Origin of the sequence: uncultured Shimia sp. (assembly GCF_947498095.1) — a bacterium.
Taxonomy (GTDB): Bacteria; Pseudomonadota; Alphaproteobacteria; order Rhodobacterales; family Rhodobacteraceae; genus Shimia.
The window spans coordinates 1-20,961 of the sequence record NZ_CANMJE010000021.1; the positions used below are offsets into that span (position 1 = coordinate 1).

At 56.0% G+C, this 20,961-nt stretch carries 13 protein-coding genes; 4 read left to right on the forward strand and 9 right to left on the reverse strand.

The features are described from left to right. The 9 genes from Q0932_RS19550 to rplJ all read right to left on the reverse strand — a co-directional run. Window positions 1–101: GTP-binding protein (locus Q0932_RS19550; RefSeq protein ID WP_255107233.1), on the reverse strand; the 101-nt coding region annotated here is incomplete at its 3' end. Between the two features lie 54 nt (window positions 102–155). Beyond that, window positions 156–2,273 carry an elongation factor G gene (gene fusA / locus Q0932_RS19555; protein ID WP_299356780.1) on the reverse strand — a complete coding sequence of 706 codons (2,118 nt, stop codon included), beginning with the start codon at window positions 2,271–2,273 and terminating at the stop codon, window positions 156–158. Window positions 2,274–2,294: 21 nt separating this feature from the next. Next, a complete protein-coding gene (gene rpsG, locus Q0932_RS19560; protein WP_299356782.1) occupies window positions 2,295–2,765 on the reverse strand; it encodes a 30S ribosomal protein S7 in 471 nt (156 codons plus the stop codon). Window positions 2,766–2,780: 15 nt separating this feature from the next. Further along, window positions 2,781–3,152: a 30S ribosomal protein S12 gene (gene rpsL / locus Q0932_RS19565; protein WP_054000841.1), complete on the reverse strand. Its 372-nt coding sequence runs from the start codon at window positions 3,150–3,152 to the stop codon at window positions 2,781–2,783. A 274-nt stretch (window positions 3,153–3,426) separates the two neighbouring features. Beyond that, a complete protein-coding gene (locus Q0932_RS19570) occupies window positions 3,427–4,305 on the reverse strand; it encodes a DMT family transporter (protein WP_299356788.1) in 879 nt (292 codons plus the stop codon). A 152-nt stretch (window positions 4,306–4,457) separates the two neighbouring features. After that, on the reverse strand, window positions 4,458–8,705 hold the full coding sequence (gene rpoC / locus Q0932_RS19575) for a DNA-directed RNA polymerase subunit beta' (protein WP_299356790.1): 4,248 nt from the start codon (window positions 8,703–8,705) through the stop codon (window positions 4,458–4,460). A 54-nt stretch (window positions 8,706–8,759) separates the two neighbouring features. After that, a complete protein-coding gene (gene rpoB / locus Q0932_RS19580; RefSeq protein WP_299356792.1) occupies window positions 8,760–12,899 on the reverse strand; it encodes a DNA-directed RNA polymerase subunit beta in 4,140 nt (1,379 codons plus the stop codon). Between the two features lie 239 nt (window positions 12,900–13,138). Further along, window positions 13,139–13,522, reverse strand: coding sequence for a 50S ribosomal protein L7/L12 (gene rplL, locus Q0932_RS19585; protein WP_299356794.1), 384 nt, complete (start codon window positions 13,520–13,522; stop codon window positions 13,139–13,141). A gap of 70 nt (window positions 13,523–13,592) precedes the next feature. Beyond that, entirely contained in the window at window positions 13,593–14,111 is a 519-nt protein-coding gene (gene rplJ, locus Q0932_RS19590) for a 50S ribosomal protein L10 (protein WP_299356796.1), read from the reverse strand. 750 nt (window positions 14,112–14,861) lie between these two features. Between rplJ and Q0932_RS19595 the strand changes: the two genes are divergently transcribed. The 4 genes from Q0932_RS19595 to urtB all read left to right on the forward strand — a co-directional run bounded on the left by Q0932_RS19595 (window position 14,862) and on the right by urtB (window position 20,958). Beyond that, entirely contained in the window at window positions 14,862–15,467 is a 606-nt protein-coding gene (locus tag Q0932_RS19595; protein ID WP_299356798.1) for a hypothetical protein, read from the forward strand. Window positions 15,468–15,997: 530 nt separating this feature from the next. After that, window positions 15,998–16,906, forward strand: coding sequence for an alkyl sulfatase dimerization domain-containing protein (locus tag Q0932_RS19600; protein ID WP_299356800.1), 909 nt, complete (start codon window positions 15,998–16,000; stop codon window positions 16,904–16,906). Window positions 16,907–17,658: 752 nt separating this feature from the next. Further along, window positions 17,659–18,939 carry an urea ABC transporter substrate-binding protein gene (gene urtA, locus Q0932_RS19605; protein ID WP_299356802.1) on the forward strand — a complete coding sequence of 427 codons (1,281 nt, stop codon included), beginning with the start codon at window positions 17,659–17,661 and terminating at the stop codon, window positions 18,937–18,939. 111 nt (window positions 18,940–19,050) lie between these two features. Further along, window positions 19,051–20,958 (forward strand): urea ABC transporter permease subunit UrtB, encoded by a 1,908-nt coding sequence (urtB, locus tag Q0932_RS19610; protein WP_299356827.1) that lies wholly within the window; start codon window positions 19,051–19,053, stop codon window positions 20,956–20,958. The last annotated feature ends 3 nt before the right edge of the window (window positions 20,959–20,961 follow it).

Genomic DNA, 20,961 nt, shown 5'->3' on the forward strand with positions numbered 1-20,961 from the left:
TTGGTGATCGCTGCCGTCAGAGTGGTCTTACCGTGGTCAACGTGACCGATGGTGCCGATGTTGCAGTGCGGTTTACTGCGTTCAAACTTTTCCTTAGCCATGGTGGCCTCCTTGATGTCTGGTGGGGGAAGCGGTGACCGCTTCCCCAATTTCGCTTAGGCGTATTTCGCCTGAATTTCTTCCGAGATGTTCTGCGGAACCGGATCGTAGTGATCGAACTGCATGGTGAACTGGGCGCGGCCCGACGACATCGAACGAAGTGTGTTGATGTAGCCGAACATGTTGGCCAGAGGCACAAAACAGTCGATTGCAACGGCGTTGCCGCGTGGTTCCTGACCAGTCACCTGGCCACGACGCGAGGTCAGATCGCCAATGATACCGCCGGTATATTCTTCCGGGGTAATCACTTCGACCTTCATGATCGGTTCCAAGAGCTTGGCGCCGCCCATGCGCATACCTTCACGCATACACATACGACCTGCGATCTCAAAGGCGAGAACCGACGAGTCAACATCGTGGAACTTACCGTCGATCAAAGCCACCTTGAAATCGATCACTGGGAAGCCAGCCAGAGGGCCGCTGTCCATGACCGAGTTGATGCCTTTTTCAACACCCGGGATGTATTCCTTGGGAACCGAACCACCAACGATGCGGGACTCAAACGAATAGCCTTCACCAGCTTCGGTCGGCGAGATGATCATTTTCACCTCGGCGTACTGACCAGAGCCACCCGACTGTTTCTTGTGGGTGTAGGTGTGCTCGACCTCTTTCGAGATGGTTTCACGATAGGCCACCTGAGGTGCACCAATGTTCGCTTCAACCTTGAACTCGCGCTTCAGACGATCCACGAGGATGTCCAAGTGAAGTTCGCCCATGCCCTTCATGATGGTCTGACCGCTTTCGATGTCAGTTTCCACACGGAACGAGGGGTCTTCGGCAGCCAGACGGCCCAGACCTTGGCTCATCTTCTCTTGGTCAGCCTTGGTTTTAGGCTCAACCGCGATCTCGATGACCGGATCAGGGAATGTCATGGTTTCAAGAACCACAGGATCGTTGACGGCGCAGAGCGTGTCCCCGGTTGTGGTGTCTTTCAGACCGGCCAGCGCGATGATGTCACCAGCAAATGCCTCGGTGATTTCTTCACGGTTGTTCGAGTGCATCATCATCATACGACCGATGCGCTCTTTCTTGCCTTTGGTCGAGTTCAGGAGCGTGTCGCCCTTGCCCAACGTGCCCGAGTAGATGCGGGTAAAGGTCAGCGAGCCAACAAAGGGGTCGTTCATGATTTTGAACGCGAGACCTGAGAACGCCATGTCGTCGTCCGCACGGCGGGCGATGTCACGAGTTTCAGTTTCGTCACCGGGTTTGAAGCCCATGTAGTCAACAACGTCCAGCGGGCTGGGCAGATAGTCGATCACAGCGTTCAACAGAGGCTGAACGCCTTTGTTTTTGAACGCGGAGCCACCCAGAACCGGAACGAACGCCATTTCCAGTGTCCCTTTGCGCAGCAGTTTGCGCAGGGTTGGAACGTCGGGCTCGTTGCCTTCCAGGTATTCCATCATCGCGTCGTCGTCCATTTCGACGGCCGCTTCGATCATTTTGCCACGCCATTCGTTGGCCATGTCCTGCAGGCTCTCACGGATCGGCGCTTTGATCCACGATGCGCCAAGGTCTTCACCCTGCCACAGCCATTCTTCCATGGTCACCAGATCAACCAGGCCTTCCAGCTCGGTTTCGGCGCCAATCGGAACACCGATTGGAACAGCAACCGCACCGGTGCGGTCTTCAATCATGTGAACACAGTTGAAGAAGTCAGCGCCGATTTTGTCCATCTTGTTGACGAAAACCATACGCGGAACCTTGTAGCGGTCAGCCTGACGCCACACGGTTTCGGTTTGGGGTTCAACACCGGCGTTGGCGTCGAGAACACAGACAGCGCCATCGAGAACCGCCAGCGAACGCTCAACTTCAATGGTGAAGTCAACGTGGCCGGGGGTGTCGATGATGTTCAGGCGGTGCTTTTCGGAGTCAGCAGTCTGACCATCTTCGGTGCGTTCCCAGAATGTGGTGGTCGCAGCCGACGTGATGGTGATGCCGCGTTCCTGCTCCTGCTCCATCCAGTCCATGGTGGCTGCACCGTCGTGCACCTCACCAATGTTGTGGGATTTGCCGGTGTAATACAGGATGCGTTCCGAGCAGGTTGTTTTACCTGCATCGATGTGCGCCATGATACCGAAGTTGCGGTAATGATCGAGCGTATAATCGCGTGCCATTGGTTTGATGCCTCTCTGGGATTACCAACGATAATGGCTGAAGGCTTTGTTCGCCTCGGCCATCTTGTGAGTGTCTTCCCGCTTTTTGACGGCTGTGCCGCGCGAGTTGACCGCATCCAGAAGCTCACCAGCAAGGCGCTCTTCCATGGTGTTTTCGTTGCGCTTGCGCGACGCGGTGATCAGCCAGCGAATGGCCAGAGCTTCGCGGCGCTCGGGGCGCACTTCGACGGGAACCTGGTAGGTTGCACCACCCACACGGCGCGAGCGAACCTCGACCGATGGTTTGATGTTGTCCAGCGCTTCGTGGAACACTTCCACGGGGGCGCGCTTGACCTTGTCTTCAACACGATCCAGCGCGTTGTAGACGATTTTCTCTGCAACCGACTTTTTGCCGTCGATCATCAGGTTGTTCATGAATTTGCTCAGCACCTTATCGCCAAATTTGGCGTCGGGCAGAATCTCGCGTTTTTCAGCGGCGTGACGACGTGACATCTCAGCCTCTCCTTCTTACTTAGGACGCTTCGCGCCGTATTTCGAACGACGTTGCTTACGGTCTTTGACGCCTTGGGTATCCAGAACACCGCGCAGGATGTGGTAACGGACACCCGGAAGGTCTTTCACACGACCGCCACGGATAAGAACAACCGAGTGCTCTTGCAGGTTGTGGCTTTCACCCGGGATGTACGAAATGACTTCGTAACCGTTGGTCAGGCGAACCTTGGCCACTTTCCGCATCGCCGAGTTCGGCTTTTTCGGAGTGGTTGTGTAAACGCGGGTGCAAACGCCACGTTTTTGGGGACACTGCTCAAGGTGCTGCGACTTCGAGCGCTTGATTTTAGGCTGACGCGGCTTGCGGATCAGCTGTTGGATCGTTGGCATAGGGTCTCTTTCCCGTTTCCAATTATTGCTACAAAGGGCGATCCCCTCTGCGGTGCGACTTTTACGCGGCCTGTGCGTCCACAAGCGCAAAAACCGCAATCGTTTCCATTCCGAGGCAAACGACGCGGTGTGTTTCCAGAGGATCGGGGCTTAAAAGTAGCCCGGACCTTGTCCACTTAAGTTTTGAATTCGGTGGTCGGGGACGTCCCCATTTACCGGATGAGCGCGCGTATACGCAGAGTCGCAGGCCTTGTCAACAGCACGCCCGGCGGTCTCAGGCACGTCGGCGCAGTTGGCCTTCGCGCAAAAGCGTAAAGATGCCGGTCGCCGCAACAATCGCTGCCCCGATCAACGTGAGCGTGTCCGGCCAGTCGCCAAACACCACCAACCCCAGCAGCAAAGCCCAAACGAGGCTGGTGTAGCGGAAGGGTGCTACGAAACTCACCTCGCCAATACGCATGACCGCCACGGAAAAGAAGTATCCGCCGATGATAAAGACCGACGCTCCGGCCAACAGCGCCGCATCGCGCGCGGTAACGGGAATCCATGTCTCGGATTGCGTCGCAATGGCCGAAAACAGCATCACGCCAACCGACGCGGCCAGTGTCACAGTCATCGATGGCACCGCCGACGACATGCGGCGGGTCGACAGATCGCGCAGCGTGACACATGCCACGGCTGCCAGTGCGTAAAACGCATAAATGTCAAAGCCGTCCGGGCCAGGCCGCACGATCAGCAGCATCCCGGCAAACCCCACAAGGATCGCTGTCATGCGTCGCCAGCCAACAGCTTCTCGGAAGATCAGAGCCCCTCCCAATGTCACGGTAAGGGGCAAAACCTGCAAAACCGCCGTTACGTTGGCAATCGGCATGTTCATAAGCGCGGTGATAAAGAAAAACGCTGCCCCGATCTCGCTGGCGGTGCGCAGGCCGATCATCGCCCAGTCGGACGCAGGCAGACGCAACCGTATGGCCCCCATCATCCGCGCCATGACAAAAATGAGAACCGTGGTCATTGCTCCGCGCAGAAACAACAGCTGAAACAATGGCATCTCGGGGCCAATCAGTTTGATGCAGGTGTCGTTGAAGGTGAACGCCGCCATCGAGCACATCATCAGAAGCGCGCCCTTCATGTTATCTGACAGCTTGTTCATTGCAGTCGAAATTCCCTGTTCAAACGCGGCGACCCTAAGTCCGGGCGGCCCCTTCGCCAAGTCCGTTCTTCGCAGAGTGCAGACCATCTGCCAAAGAAAAAGGCCCCCAGCGCGGTGCCGGGGGCCTTTTCATGTTTGGGTCAGTGTCAGGATCAATCCTGATCGCGGCTTTCTGGTGCTTCAGAAGCGCCACCGCTAAAGATGTCGTCCGCCGAGACGTCCTCGGACGGCGCCGCCAGAGCAGCAGCCGCTTCGGCTTCTTCGCGGCGCGCTTCGAGCACGACATTGTCACGCTCTTGAGCAATGCCACGAACACGCTGTGTTGCGCCACCGGTCCCTGCCGGGATCAGACGACCCACGATCACGTTCTCTTTCAGACCAACCAGTTTATCTTTCTTACCTTGGACAGATGCCTCGGTGAGAACTCGGGTGGTTTCCTGGAACGAGGCCGCCGAGATGAACGAACGCGTTTGCAGCGACGCCTTGGTGATCCCCAGAAGAATTGGTTCACCACGGGCCAGACGACGACCTTCGCGCTCGGCCTTTTCATTGGCCATGTCGAATTCCATCTTGTCCACGTGCTCGCCCTTCAGCAGTGTGGTTTCTCCGGAGTCTTGGATCTCCCACTTCTGCAGCATCTGGCGCACGATCACTTCGATGTGCTTGTCGTTGATCTTAACGCCTTGCAGACGGTAGACGTCCTGCACTTCGTTGATCATGTAGTCCGCCAGTGCCTCGACACCCATGATCGACAAAATGTCGTGGGGGGCCGGGTTTCCGTCCATGATGTAGTCACCCTTTTGGACGAAATCACCTTCCTGAACAGGAATGTGCTTGCCCTTGGGCACCATGTATTCGACGGGCTCCATCGACTCATCAGCAGGTTCGATCGAGATGCGACGTTTGTTCTTATAGTCGCGGCCATAGCGCACGTAACCATCAATTTCTGCGATGATTGCGTGGTCTTTGGGACGACGTGCTTCGAACAGTTCCGCCACACGTGGCAGACCACCGGTGATGTCCTTGGTCTTGGCGCCTTCGCGTGGAATGCGCGCAACAACGTCACCTGCGTGTACCTCTTGACCTTCTTCGATCGACAGAACCGCATCAACTGACATCGGATAGGTCACCGGGTTACCCGCATCATTGCGGACAGGCTCGCCATCTTTGTCGACCAAGATGATCTCAGGTTTCAGCTCGTTGCCTTTGGGCGCCGAACGCCAATCGGTCACGATCTTCTGAGTCATGCCAGTGGCATCGTCGGTCTCGTCGCGTACGGCGATACCTACGGTCAGATCCACAAACTTGGCTGTCCCCGATTTCTCGGCCAGGATCGGCAGAGTATAGGGGTCCCATTCGAACAGCTTGTCGCCACGGCCAATCGACTGGCCATCTTTGACAAACAGTTTCGAGCCGTAACCAACTTTGTGGTTGGCGCGCTCTTCGCCGTTTTCGTCTTGGATGATCAGCTTCATGTTCCGGCCCATGACCAAAGAGTCGCCGCTGGCGTTCTCAAGGATCTGAGCGTTCTCGATGACGATCTTACCTTCTTGGCTTGCTTCCAGGAACGACTGTTGGCCACCCTGCGCAACCCCACCAATGTGGAAGGTCCGCATGGTCAGCTGCGTGCCGGGTTCACCGATCGACTGGGCGGCGATGATGCCAACCGCTTCACCGGTGTTGACGCGCGTACCACGTGCAAGGTCACGACCATAACACTGGGCACAAACGCCTTCTTCGGCTTCACAGGTCAGCGGGCTGCGGATACGCGTTGCAGCCACACCAGCCTCGTCTACGGAATCGGCCATCCGTTCGTCGATCAACTGACCTTTTTCGATCAGAATCTCGTCCGTACCGGGGCGCAGAATGTCATCCGCGGCCACACGACCAAGGATGCGCTCCGCCAGCGAAGACACCACTTCACCGTCACGCGTTGCCGCTTCGGCGGTGATGGCGTTCTCGGTGCCACAGTCGTGCATACGAACGATGCAGTCCTGCGCCACGTCGACCAGACGACGGGTCAAGTAACCCGAGTTCGCCGTCTTAAGCGCCGTATCCGACAGACCCTTACGAGCACCGTGGGTTGAGTTGAAGTACTCAAGAACGGTCAGGCCCTCTTTAAAGTTCGAGATGATCGGTGTCTCGATGATGTCGCCGTTCGGCTTGGCCATAAGACCACGCATACCGCCCAGCTGTTTCATCTGAGTGACCGAGCCACGCGCACCAGAGTGAGCCATCATGTAGACCGAGTTCGGTTCCGCTTCGGCGCCATTTTCATCGCGCTCAACGTCCGAGATCGTGCCCATCATGGCATCAGTGACCTTGTCGTTACACTTGGACCATGCATCGACAACTTTGTTGTACTTTTCGCCCTGAGTGATCAGGCCGTCCATGTACTGTTGTTCAAAGTCACGAACTTGATCGCGTGTCTCATCAACAATGGTCCACTTGTCATCTGGGATGACCATGTCGTCCTTGCCGAACGAGATGCCGGCCTTGAACGCTTCGCGGAAACCCATGCCCATGATCTGGTCACAGAAGATAACCGACTCTTTCTGACCGCAGTACCGGTAGACAGTGTCGATGACCGCCTGCACTTCTTTCTTGCGCAACAGCTTGTTCACCAGCGAGAACGGTGCCTTGGCGTTCTGAGGCAGCAAGGCCCCAAGACGCACGCGGCCCGGCGTGGTTTCAAAGCGGGTCATCACTTCGTTGCCTTCCTCATCGATCTGAGGCAGGCGGGCAGTGATCTTAGCGTGCAGATGCACTTCGCCCGTGTCGAGGGCATATTGCACCTCGTCAATCGACGAGAAGACCATGCCTTCACCCTTCATGCCTTCGCGCTCGATAGTCGTATAGTACAGACCCAAGATCATATCCTGCGAAGGAACAATGATCGGCGCGCCGTTGGCAGGCGACAGAACGTTGTTGGTCGACATCATCAGGACGCGTGCTTCCAACTGGGCCTCAAGGCTCAGCGGTACGTGCACGGCCATTTGGTCACCGTCAAAGTCAGCGTTGAAGGCCGAGCAGACCAGTGGGTGAAGCTGGATGGCTTTCCCTTCGATCAACACAGGTTCAAACGCCTGAATGCCAAGACGGTGCAATGTCGGCGCGCGGTTCAGAAGAACCGGGTGCTCGCGGATCACTTCGTCAAGGATATCCCAAACTTCGGGACGCTCTTTTTCCACCAGTTTCTTGGCTTGCTTCACGGTCGAAGATAGGCCTTTGGCTTCAAGGCGCGAATAGATGAACGGCTTGAACAACTCGAGCGCCATCTTTTTCGGCAGACCACATTGGTGCAACTTGAGTTCCGGGCCGGTCACAATGACCGAACGCCCCGAGAAGTCGACGCGTTTACCCAAAAGGTTCTGACGGAAGCGACCTTGCTTACCTTTCAGCATGTCCGAAAGCGACTTCAGCGGACGCTTGTTGGCGCCAGTGATCACGCGGCCACGACGACCGTTGTCAAACAGAGCATCAACCGACTCTTGCAGCATCCGCTTTTCGTTGCGGACGATGATGTCAGGTGCGCGCAGTTCAATCAGACGCTTCAGACGGTTGTTCCGGTTGATCACACGACGGTAGAGGTCGTTCAGATCAGAGGTCGCGAAACGGCCACCATCCAGCGGCACCAACGGGCGCAGCTCTGGCGGGATCACCGGGATCACGGTCAGAACCATCCACTCAGGCCGGTTGCCCGACTCGAGGAAAGATTCAACGACTTTCAGACGCTTGATGATCTTCTTGGGCTTCAGTTCACCGGTGGCCTCAGCCAGATCAGCACGCAGCTGCTCGGCTTCGGACTCCAGATCAATTTGCGCCAGCATTTCGCGGATCGCTTCGGCACCGATGTTGGCGGTGAAAGCGTCCATGCCATAGGCATCCTGGGCGTCCATGAACTCTTCTTCGGTCAGCATCTGGCCATAGGTCAGATCGGTCAGACCGGGTTCGATCACCACGTAGTTCTCAAAATAGAGAACACGTTCCAGATCGCGCAGGGTCATGTCGAGCATCAGGCCGATACGGCTGGGAAGCGATTTCAGGAACCAGATGTGTGCAACAGGCGCGGCCAGTTCAATGTGGCCCATACGCTCGCGGCGTACTTTCTGGAGTGTCACCTCAACACCACATTTCTCGCAGACAACGCCGCGATACTTCATGCGCTTATATTTGCCGCAGAGGCATTCATAATCTTTGATCGGGCCAAAGATACGCGCGCAGAACAAACCGTCGCGCTCAGGCTTGAACGTCCGGTAGTTGATGGTTTCAGGTTTTTTGATCTCACCGTAGGACCACGACAGGATACGCTCGGGCGATGCCAGCGAAACCTTGATCTCGTCGAAAACTTTCGGCGGGGTCAACGGGTTGAACGGGTTGTTTGTAATTTCCTGGTTCATTTTGATGTCCTCAAATTCGTGCGGAAGGGAGCGAAGGGTAAGAGCGCGGGGCCCTTACTCTTCGACCTCCGCATCCAGGAGTTCCATGTTCAGGCCAAGGCCACGGACTTCTTTGACAAGAACGTTGAAGGATTCCGGAACGCCGGCTTCAAAGTTGTCTTCGCCTTTGACGATCGACTCGTAGACTTTCGTCCGGCCAGCCACGTCATCCGACTTCACTGTCAGCATCTCTTGCAGCGTGTAGGCTGCGCCATATGCTTCCAGAGCCCAGACTTCCATCTCACCAAAGCGCTGACCACCGAACTGTGCTTTACCACCCAGCGGCTGCTGCGTGACAAGCGAGTATGGGCCAGTCGAACGGGCGTGAATTTTGTCGTCGACCAGGTGGTGCAGTTTCAAGAGATACTTGATCCCCACAGTCACCTTGCGGCTGAACTGTTCACCGGTACGACCATCGAACAAGGTCGACTGACCCGATTCAGAGAAGCCCGCGCGAACCAGAGCGTCGTTGACGTCTGCCTCTTTGGCGCCGTCAAATACTGGCGTTGCAATCGGAACACCGGTTGCCACGTTGCCAGCCGCTTCGACCAGCTCACCTTCACTCATGGAGGTGATGCCTTCGTCGTAGACATCCTCGCCATAGGCCAGCTTCATGGCTTCGCGAACCGGGGTCAGGTCACCCGAACGACGATACTCTTGCAGGGCCTCGTCCACATTCAGACCCAGACCGCGTGCGGCCCAGCCCATGTGAGTTTCGAGGATCTGACCGACGTTCATACGCGACGGAACACCAAGTGGGTTCAGACAGAAGTCAACCGGCGTACCATCGGCAAGGAACGGCATGTCTTCCATCGGAACAACCTTGGAAATCACACCTTTGTTGCCGTGACGGCCCGCCATCTTGTCACCCGGCTGCAGCTTACGCTTCACCGCGATAAAGACTTTGACCATCTTCATAACGCCCGGAGGCAGATCGTCGCCACGACGCACTTTCTCGACCTTGTCCTCAAAACGGGCATCCAACGCGCGTTTCTGCACATCGTATTGCTCGTTCAGGGCTTCGACCACCTGAGCATCTTTCTCGTCTTCCAGAGCCAGCTGCCACCATTGGCCACGGGTCAGGGTTTCGAGAAGATCTTCGTTGATCTCAGAGCCAGATTTGACCCCTTTTGGACCTTTGACAGCCTTTTTGCCGAGGATCATGGACTTCAAACGGGCATAGATGTTGCGATCAAGGATCGCCAGCTCGTCGTCCCGGTCACGGGCCAGACGTTCAACTTCTTCACGCTCGATCTGCAGGGCACGTTCGTCTTTTTCCACACCGTGGCGGTTAAAGACGCGAACCTCAACAACGGTTCCAAAGTCACCCGGCTTCACACGCAACGAGGTGTCACGTACGTCCGAGGCTTTCTCACCGAAGATGGCGCGCAAGAGCTTTTCTTCCGGCGTCATTGGCGATTCACCTTTGGGGGTGATCTTGCCAACCAGAATATCGCCCGGCTCCACGTCCGCACCGATGTAAACGATGCCAGCCTCGTCGAGGTTGCGCAGCGCTTCTTCACCGACGTTCGGAATGTCGCGAGTGATCTCTTCCGGACCCAGTTTCGTGTCACGGGCAGCAACTTCGAATTCTTCGATGTGCACAGACGTAAAGACGTCATCGCGCGCGATACGCTCGGAGATCAGGATCGAGTCTTCGTAGTTGTAGCCGTTCCATGGCATGAACGCGACGACCACGTTTTTACCCAGAGCCAGTTCGCCCATATCTGTGGACGGACCATCGGCCAAAACTTCGCCCTTGGTGACCTTGTCACCCACTTTGACCAGCGGACGCTGGTTGATGCAGGTGTTCTGGTTCGAACGCTGGAACTTGCGCAGACGGTAAATGTCCACGCCAGCGTCGCCCAGTTCAAGATCAGAGGTGGCACGCACAACGATACGCTGCGCATCAACCTGGTCGATCACGCCTGCGCGTTTCGCCATGATAGATGCACCTGAGTCACGGGCCACAATCTCTTCGATACCGGTGCCGACCAGAGGCGCTTCTGCACGCAAGAGCGGAACCGCCTGACGTTGCATGTTCGAACCCATCAGGGCCCGGTTCGCATCGTCGTTTTCAAGGAACGGAATGAGCGAGGCTGCAACCGAAACCAACTGTTTCGGTGACACGTCGATCAGGTCGACGCTGTCGCGCGACGCCATCGTGTAGTCGCCCGACTTACGGGTGTTGACCAGCTCGTTCTCAAAACGACCTTCTTCGTCCAGATGCGCGTTGGCCTGAGCCACAGTGTGACGCATCTCTTCGGTGGCCGACATGTACTGAACTTCGTCAGTCACTTTGGCGTCCACAACCTTACGATAAGGTGTTTCGATAAAGCCGTACTTGTTCACGCGGGCAAACGTGGCCAGCGAGTTGATCAGACCAATGTTCGGCCCTTCCGGCGTTTCAATCGGGCACATCCGACCATAGTGGGTCGGGTGCACGTCGCGCACCTCAAAACCAGCACGTTCACGTGTCAGACCACCTGGCCCAAGCGCCGAAAGACGACGTTTGTGGGTGACTTCCGACAGTGGGTTGGTCTGGTCCATGAACTGCGACAGCTGCGACGAGCCAAAGAACTCGCGCACGGCTGCAGCGGCCGGTTTCGCGTTGATCAGGTCCTGCGGCATAACCGTGTCAATCTCGACCGACGACATCCGCTCTTTGATCGCGCGCTCCATGCGCAACAGACCAACGCGGTACTGGTTTTCCATCAGTTCGCCAACAGACCGCACACGACGGTTGCCGAGGTGGTCGATGTCGTCCACGTCGCCTTTACCGTCGCGCAGCTCAACCAGCGCCTTGATACAAGAGACAATGTCTTCCTTGCGCAGGGTACGCTGGGTGTCTTCGGCATCCAGTGCGAGACGCATGTTCATTTTCACGCGACCAACAGCCGACAGGTCGTAACGCTCGCTGTCAAAGAACAGCGTGTCGAACAAGGCCGAGGCGGCCTCAACCGTGGGTGGCTCACCCGGGCGCATGACGCGATAAATGTCCATGAGCGCGGTTTCGCGGTTCATGTTCTTATCGACCGCCATGGTGTTGCGCATGTAGGGGCCAACATTGACGTTATCGATGTCGAGAACAGGGATCTCTTTGACACCGTTGTCGATCAGGTCTTTGACCGAACCACCGATCAATTCACCGTCTTTGTCGTATTCCAGAGTCAGCTCATCACCGGCTTCGACATAGATCGCACCGGTTTCTTCGTTGATGATGTCTTTGGCGACAAATTTGCCAACGATATGCTCAAACGGCACCAGAAGATCTGTGATCTTGCCATCGTCGATGATCTTTTTGACCGCGCGTGGTGTTACCTTCTTGCCGGCTTCACCAATCACTTCGCCTGTTTTGGCGTCAACCAGATCAAATGTCGGGCGCGTGCCGCGGACACGAGCGGGGAAGAATTTGGTGACCCAACCTTTGTTCTTCTTCTCCAGCTTGTAGTTTACGGTCTCATAATAGGCATCCATGATGCCTTCTTGATCCAGACCCAGTGCATAAAGCAGCGTGGTCACGGGCAATTTGCGGCGACGGTCGATGCGGGCAAAGACGATGTCCTTGGCGTCGAACTCAAAGTCCAGCCACGAGCCGCGGTAGGGAATAATGCGGCAAGCAAACAGCAGTTTGCCCGAGGAATGGGTTTTGCCTTTGTCGTGATCAAAGAACACGCCCGGGCTCCGGTGCATTTGTGAAACGATCACACGCTCGGTGCCGTTCACAACAAAGGTGCCGTTCGGGGTCATCAGGGGCATGTCGCCCATGAAGACGTCTTGCTCTTTGATGTCCTTGACCGACTTGGCGCCAGTGTCTTCATCGATATCAAATACGATCAGACGCAATGTCACCTTGAGCGGTGCCGAATAGGTCATGTCGCGTTGCATACACTCTTCGACATCGTATTTCGGCTTTTCCAGCTCATAGTTCACGAATTCCAGCACGCTGGTTTCGTTGAAATCCTTAATCGGGAAGACCGATTGGAAAACACCTTTGATGCCCTCACCATCCATTGGAATGAGGTCATCACCGGAGCGCAGGAACAGGTCATATGACGCTTTCTGCACTTCGATCAGGTTCGGCATCTCCAGCACTTCGCGGATTTTGCCATAATATTTACGCAAGCGTTTTTGGCCAAGGTAGGTCTGAGCCATGGTCAGTAGCACCTTTCAGTTTCTCTAGCGAACGCGCCTGTCGTCGGGCCCCGACAGCGCACTCATCCGAGACGACACAAGTTCGATCAATTCCTGGCCTCCGTCCCAAAGGAAGCCTCCCGATCTTTGAACCTGGTCTTAGAAAACCCCCTGAAAAAAGGGGCTCTCTGAGACAGGTTCGGCTGGGCCCGTAAAACGGACCCAGCCTGACATCAATTCCGGGGAAACCCCGGCAATGATTACTTAACTTCGACCTCGGCGCCAGCTGCTTCCAGCTTGCCTTTGATCTCTTCAGCTTCGTCTTTCGACACGCCTTCTTTGACAGCTTTGCCACCGGCTTCAACCAGTTCTTTAGCTTCTTTGAGGCCCAGGCCAGTGATGCCGCGGACTTCTTTGATGACGTTGATTTTCGAGGCACCGGGCGACTTCAGGATGACGTCGAATTCGGTTTTCTCTTCCTCGGCTGCGCCACCGGCGTCGCCGCCAGCTGCACCTGCGACCATTACGGCGCCGCCAGCGGCGGGCTCGATGCCGTACTCGTCTTTAAGGATTGTTTTCAGTTCTTGTGCTTCCAGCAGGGTCAGACCCACGATGCTTTCGGCGAGTGCTTTCAGATCAGCCATTTTAGACTCTTTCCGTTTCTAATTTTGTGTCCAACGTCGGGCAACTTCCCAAACGCGGTTCTCAAGTTGCTTACGCGGCTTCTGCACGATCCTCGATGGTCGACAGAATACCGGCGATGTTGCTTGCAGGCGCGCCAATGGCACCGGCGATGTTCGAAGCAGGTGCGCCGATACAGCCCACGATCGAAGCAATGAGCTCCTCGCGCGAAGGCATTTTCGACACAGCTTGTACACCGGATCGGTCCAGAGCGTTCTCACCCATTGCACCGCCAAGAATTTCGAACTTTTTGTTCTCTTTGGCGAAGTCCTCGGCCACTTTGGCAGCTGCCACAGGGTCCTCGGAATAGGTCAGAACGGTCATGCCATCGAGATAGTCAGCAATGCTTGCGCAGGGCTTGCCCTCGAGGGCGATCTTGGCGAGCTTGTTTTTGGCAACACGAACAGCACCACCTGCGTCACGCGCACGTGCGCGCAGGTCTTGCATGTCAGCAACTGTGAGGCCCGCGTAGTGGGCAACCACTACGACGCCAGAGCTTTCAAAGATCTGGCCGAGTTCCTCGACCACTTTCTCTTTCTGGGCTCTATCCACAGTTTTACTCCAAATTTGGGAAGCATGTGCCCCCCGGCTCATATTCGCTGGTTTCCCAGCATGAAGTCCGTATTTACGGGGCATCGCCATTATCGCCCGAGAGCATCTAGCCCACGGAAAATCTGGTTCTTTCCCGCCTCAGGCAGGAATTATGGCTTGCGCCACCCACCGTCTCGGACGAAACAAAACAAAGCGCACGACGAATCGCACGCTTTGCTTCGAGGGTTATTTAGGCGAACGGGGCCGGGTTTCCAAGGGGTAAAACGTGCGCACGGCGGGATTTATGCCAGACTTATGGCTCTGCCCTGCCCCCGTTCTAGATTTTGTCACCAGTGTATCGCTCTGAATGACGCCAATCCCCAACGGATTTCGCATCGACGGCGAACTGCAAGTTTGAGCCCAAAATGGACAATGGCGTCACCCAAAATGCGTGGGCCTTTTGCTTCTAGAGCCTAATGCATATCAGCAGTTGAATGACACATTTCCCTTTATTCAAGATTGCGCGATGCGGAACTCTGTTAAGCTTTGTGGCTTAGATCGTTTGATGCTGCAGATTCTGCCGTTTGTTTTGGCTTCACGAATTGTTCAGCTCCGATGCCAAACATGTGATCCCGCAGAATAGAGCGACTGTTTTTTAAGGAAAAACTCTGATCCTAAGTTGGCATCATGCCCATTTCCAATTTTCGCTGGGTGATCCAAACCAACATGAGACACGTAAACAAGCTGTTAACCTAAAACTGGGAGTTAAACATGATTAAACAGAGAATTCTTGGCCTTGCCATCGTCCTTGGACTTACCGTTCCGGTCGCTGAAAAAGCAACTGCGTCAACGGTGATATCCGGAGGAATAACGCAAGTTGACGTAACTGCTGATCTTACCGGATTGGGTTTGATCGGCTTCCCATTTGGCTCTGCTACAGCTGCTGATAGTGTATTTTCATTCCCGATCACCGGTGGTTCAGCTATTGCTCCTGACGACCTCCTTATTGAACACGACGGATCGGGCGTGACACTGCAGGCTTTGGCCTCGCTGACAACTCAAGCAACCGTCGCAAATTTCCTGATCGATACTGTTGCCGGCGGTGTTTTTGGTGACGTGATCGGAGGCGCAAACGATGTATTCCTGTTCGAATTCGGTTCGGGTGATGATTTGCCGGGTATTGAGCTTGAAATCACATCGCAGTTCGCCACCGCGCTTACATCGGTTTTCGGCGCCCCAGACCTGACTGGAGCGACGTTTGGTTACGCGTCGACATCACCCGATTTAGCGCCTGTTCCGCTGCCAGCAGGCCTGCCGCTGCTGCTTGGCGGCATGGCAATCTTGTTCGGTCTGCGCCGCCGTAATCAAGCGTCTTAGGACGGTCTGTAACAAAACACATGGTGTTTTACCCCCACGCTGAATCACCGATGGAGTTTCGGGAAAATATACTGTTTCCCGAAACTTTTTCTTGATCTTCCTGAACGACATAAACAGGTTAACGAGATCTGAGTTGGTTTTGCCATAAGAGTTAAGTGAGCAGTTGGAAGGCTTCCACTGCCGAAGTGGATATGGGAATTTTCATTGTTGTTTTGGGGCTAAAACAGAAGAAACGTTTCTTTCGCTCCAAGACTTTGACGCGGGTCAGCATCCTTTAAATTTTGAAAAAGTTACATGTCTGCTTCGTCTCGAGGCTGTGTGGAAACTGGCTGAGTTTGCGCGGCTTTTCCTGAGCCGTTGGATTTGCGGGCGTTTTGCCGCTCGGAGCTCTCTGATTGTTAGATTTGGGTGGACGGCCGTTCCAGTGGCACTCTGAGGCGATCGGGCTTCGTTGAGATGCCGTCTTTCATCAAATCGCCGCCGATTAGGCCCTCATCGCGGCAACCAAGCACCCTCGCGCGACAAAATCGATGCAGACCCGGACCAAGCGCCAGTTTGGAATCGGATTATCCTATCCAGATGAGATCATCGGCATAGGTGTTGGCCCAGGCGATCGGCCTTTGGAGGGCATGGGTGCCGGGATCCTGCCGCCCACACGCAAAATAGGCGATGAGGGCCAGCGCCTGACAATCTGTGGCATTGATTTGGAACTTGCAATTGCACCGGGAGAGACACCGGACCATCTCGTGGTCTGGTACCCGGAGAAGAAGGTGCTGTTCTCAGGAGACAACTTTTATCGTTCCTTTCCAAACCTCTACGCCATCCGCGGTACAGAGTACCGAGACTTTGACACATGGGCTGACACGATGGATCAGCTCATGGCGTTCGAACCTGAGGTTCTGGCACCCGGCCACACCAAAGCGGTACTCGGTGCCACGCAAATCAAGGACGTCCTCACGGACTATCGCGATGCCATCCGCCATGTTGTCAGGGAAACCCGCGAAGGTATGGATGCCGGGCTGACAATGGACCAGTTGGCGCACAGTGTGAAACTGCCTCCGGAACTGGCCGAGAAGCCGCATTTGCGCGAATACTATGGTTGTGTTTCCTACGCGGTTCGGGCCTATTTCGTCGGTACGGTAGGCTGGTTCGATGGAAACTCGACATCGCTGAATGCGCTGGCACCGGACGATGAAGCTCATCGCTTCATTAAACTGGCGGGAGGTGCAGTCAGCGTTTTTCGGGCTGTCGAAAAGGCGCAAAGCGACGGTGATTACCAGTGGGCGCTACAGCTGGTCGACCGGCTGATCTACGCAAACCAAGATAAGCCACGTGCCACGGCATTGAAAGCGCAGATTCTGCGCGATCACGCGCGCGACCAGGTCAACTGCCCGACCCGACATTACTATCTTCAGTGCGCCAAGGAATTGTCACAATAGCGACGGAGGCTGGCCCGGCTCGCCAAGGATTCTGTTTGCGGATCTGCAACAGCGCTTGTTCCGTGGCAGGATGGTTCTTGGCCTTTAGGATAGGCTGATTAGGTTTCGGACCAACGCCAGCTTTCAAAGAAACAGTACTGCCGCATGCCTGATTCATTCCTACAGCAGGTACGGCCCCGTCCGTGCCATGTCCAATGTCAGCAATGCGCGGTTCTCACCCATTCCTGCATACTGCAGCATCCGTCAAGATGGGCTCATAGCCGCCATTCGCCGCGTTTCGTTTCAAGGTCTGCAATGCGTACAAAACTGCCGTTGGACTTGCATCCAGCAACGGCAACACTGGGCCCATTGCCGACCTTGGTGCCAAATGCAGCTAACGGCAGTTTTGAGCCCATACTGACAAGTGATGCAATCGTCGCAAAGCGACATTGTAAACGTCGATTTTGGGACGGTGACCGGGTCTGTTTGGCTAATTGTTGTGCAGATGTTGAGATAACTGTTCAAAAAGTGGGCATTCGCAACCGCTTTGCGGAGATTCACTGGTCGCAAGTTTGCTTATTTTGCTGCGATGCAGAATCGATTGAGCACCTGCCGGGACATGATGTCTGGAAACGCGGGTGTGTGGCGACCATACGAATTGGACCTCGAAGCGGCCGCCACACGAAATGCAACATCAAGTTGCGGGGGATAGCTAATGGGATTGGCCACATATGTGCAAGCCCAGAAGCGGACGACCCCGCCTGGAGGATCGTATGAACTTTCTCAAATCCACTCTCGCCGGATCGGCTGTCTTTGCGACGCTGGCCACCGCTGCCATGGCCGCCGAAGACACCATCAAGGTTGGCGTGCTGCACTCGCTGTCTGGCACGATGGCGATTTCTGAAACCACTCTGAAAGACACTATGCTGATGCTGATCGACCAGCAGAACGCAAAAGGTGGCCTTCTGGGCAAACAGCTGGAGGCCGTGGTGGTCGACCCGGCATCGGATTGGCCGCTGTTTGCCGAAAAGGCCCGCGAGCTGCTGACCGTACACGAGGTTGACGTGATCTTTGGCAACTGGACCTCGGTGAGCCGCAAATCGGTTCTGCCTGTGATCGAAGAACTGAACGGGTTGCTGTTCTACCCGGTGCAGTACGAAGGCGAAGAATCGTCGAAGAACGTGTTTTACACCGGTGCGGCCCCCAACCAGCAGGCCATCCCTGCAACCGATTATTTCCTGGAGGAACTGGGGGTCGAGAAATTCGCTCTGCTTGGCACAGACTATGTCTACCCCAGGACCACCAACAATATCCTGGAAAGCTATCTTAAGGGCAAAGGCATCGCGGATGACGATATCTTCGTGAACTACACACCTTTTGGTCATTCGGACTGGTCGAAAATCGTGGCAGACGTGGTTGCGCTGGGTGCTGACGGTAAAAAGGTTGGCGTGATCTCGACCATCAACGGCGACGCCAACATTGGCTTTTACAAAGAGCTGGCCGCGGCTGGCGTTTCGGCAGATGACATCCCTGTTGTGGCCTTCTCAGTGGGTGAAGAAGAGCTTGCCGGTCTCGACACTTCGAACCTCGTGGGGCACCTGGCGGCGTGGAACTACTTCCAGTCGGCGGACAGCGACGTAAACGCCGAGTTCGTGGAAACCTGGAAAGCCACAATGGGCGAAGCGCGCGTCACCAACGATCCTATGGAAGCGCACTACATCGGCTTTAACATGTGGGTAAACGCGGCAACTGAGGCCGGTTCGATCGAAGTCGACGCCGTGCGCTCGGCCATGTACGGCCAGGAATACCCGAACCTGACCGGCGGTACCGCCGTGATGCTGCCGAACCACCACCTGGCCAAGCCGGTACTGATCGGCGAGATCCAGGAAGATGGTCAGTTTGACATCATCTCCCAGACTTCCGAAGTGCCGGGAGACGCCTGGACCGACTATCTGCCGGAATCGGCGGTTCTGGTCTCGGATTGGAAAGACCTCGGCTGTGGTATGTACAACACCGAAACCAAGACCTGCGTTCAGACGCTGTCGAACTACTAAGACCAATCGGGCGAAGGGGCAGGTTTCCGGCCCCTTCCACCCCAAGACGTGGACATTCCCGACATGTTACGACTTTTCCTTGCGGGTCTCGCGATCCTCTTGTCATGCGTGATGGCAACCGCCCAAGAGGGTGCGATCCAGCCGCTTTTGCAAGAGCATCAAGCGGTGATTGCCAAAAGCTCGCGCAAGACCATCGGCCCGGCCATTGACGCCATCGCGAACAGCGGCCTGCCACAGGCGCAGGTGGTGCTTGAGACATGGGCGGCAAAATCGATGTGGATGCGCAAGTCAGATGGTTTGCTCTTTGCCGGGGAAAAGGCTGAAGACAAGAGCTATCACCTGACGGATTTCGATACGGGTGAGGTGGTTGGGACTTTCCCCAAGAAAGAACTGAAACAGCTAAAGCCCAACAGTGGCATTCGCGCCATGATCGGCACCGCACTTGTGCAATTCCAACTGCTCGATTCTGACCGTGCGAAACGTCAGGACGCCCTGACCTCAATCCAGCGCGACCCCGAGGCCGCTTTACTGGCGCCCTTGCGCGCCTCGATCAAACCCGAGCCGGATGCGGACCTGAAGGCGCAGAAACGGCGTCTTGAACGGTTACTGACGATTGGGTACGATGAAGATACGGCTGCGCGCATTGCGGCGATTGGGGAAATGTCAGGCGATCTGGGCGTCGATGTGCGTGCGACGCTGAACCCGTTAGTGGCGACGACGCGCAACATAGCACCTGGCACCGTGCCAAACGGGGTGAACATCGCCGTCATCTTGGTCCCAGGAGAAGATAGCTTCTCTGACGCTGAGGCCTATGACCTTTTGGTTGCCAAGGGTTTTGCGCCAGCACGTGTAACGGCAGATGAGATGCGCCATAGGTTGGCGGAAAACATCGAGGGCGGAAAGGTGGGCGGCGTTCCGGTTGTACAACTGGACGAGGAAGAAGCCCGCGCCCGCGCCTATGCCGCGCTGGCCGAGGCGGGCAAGGTTCCGTCCTTTGTGACATCGGCAGAGATTCATTCCGCGCTGACCTCGTATGTTTTCTATGAGACCTATGCCGAACCTTCGGCTAAGGTGACAACGGCGGCGCAAAGTGCGCTCGACAAGATCGCGCTTAAGGTTGGTGTGAACCAAACGCTGGACCTGACGCTTGATGCGCTGTCGCTCGCGTCGATCTATTTCCTCGCCGCTATCGGTCTTGCCATCACGTTCGGCGTGATGGGCGTGATCAACATGGCCCATGGCGAGTTCATCATGATGGGCGCTTACACAGGTTATGTGGTGCAACAGTTCATCCCCGATCACACGGTGTCGATCATCGTGGCGATCCCGCTGGCCTTTGCCGTGACCTTCGCCGCTGGCGTGGCCATGGAACGTCTGGTGATCCGCTGGCTCTATGCCCGCCCTCTGGAGACGCTTCTGGCGACCTTTGGGATTTCCATTGCTCTGCAACAACTGGCCAAGAACATCTTTGGCACACAGGCACGTCCTCTGACCGCCCCGGGCTGGCTGGATGGCGCTTGGATGATGAATGACGTGGTGTCGATCAGCTATATCCGCATCGCCATCTTCATTCTGGCGCTGATTTTCCTGGGCGTGTTCCTCTTTATCATGAAGCGCACGCGGCTGGGTCTGGAAACCCGTGCGGTGACGCAGAACCCGCGAATGGCGGCCTCGATGGGGATCAACCCGGGACGGGTCAACATGCTGACCTTTGGGCTTGGATCCGGCATTGCCGGCATCGCCGGGGTGGCTATCGGGCTTTTTGCCAAGGTGACCTCAGAATTGGGCAACGACTATATCGTGCAGAGCTTCATGACCGTGGTCGTGGGAGGTGTTGGCAACATCTGGGGCACGCTTGCGGGCGCTGCAATGATCGGCTTCCTGCAAAAAGGGATAGAGTGGCTGAACCCGTCGAACACGCTGGCGGCCCAGACCTACATGATCGTGTTTATCATCATTTTCATTCAGTTCCGGCCAAGGGGCATCATCGCCCTCAAAGGCCGCGCGGCGGGGGATTGATCC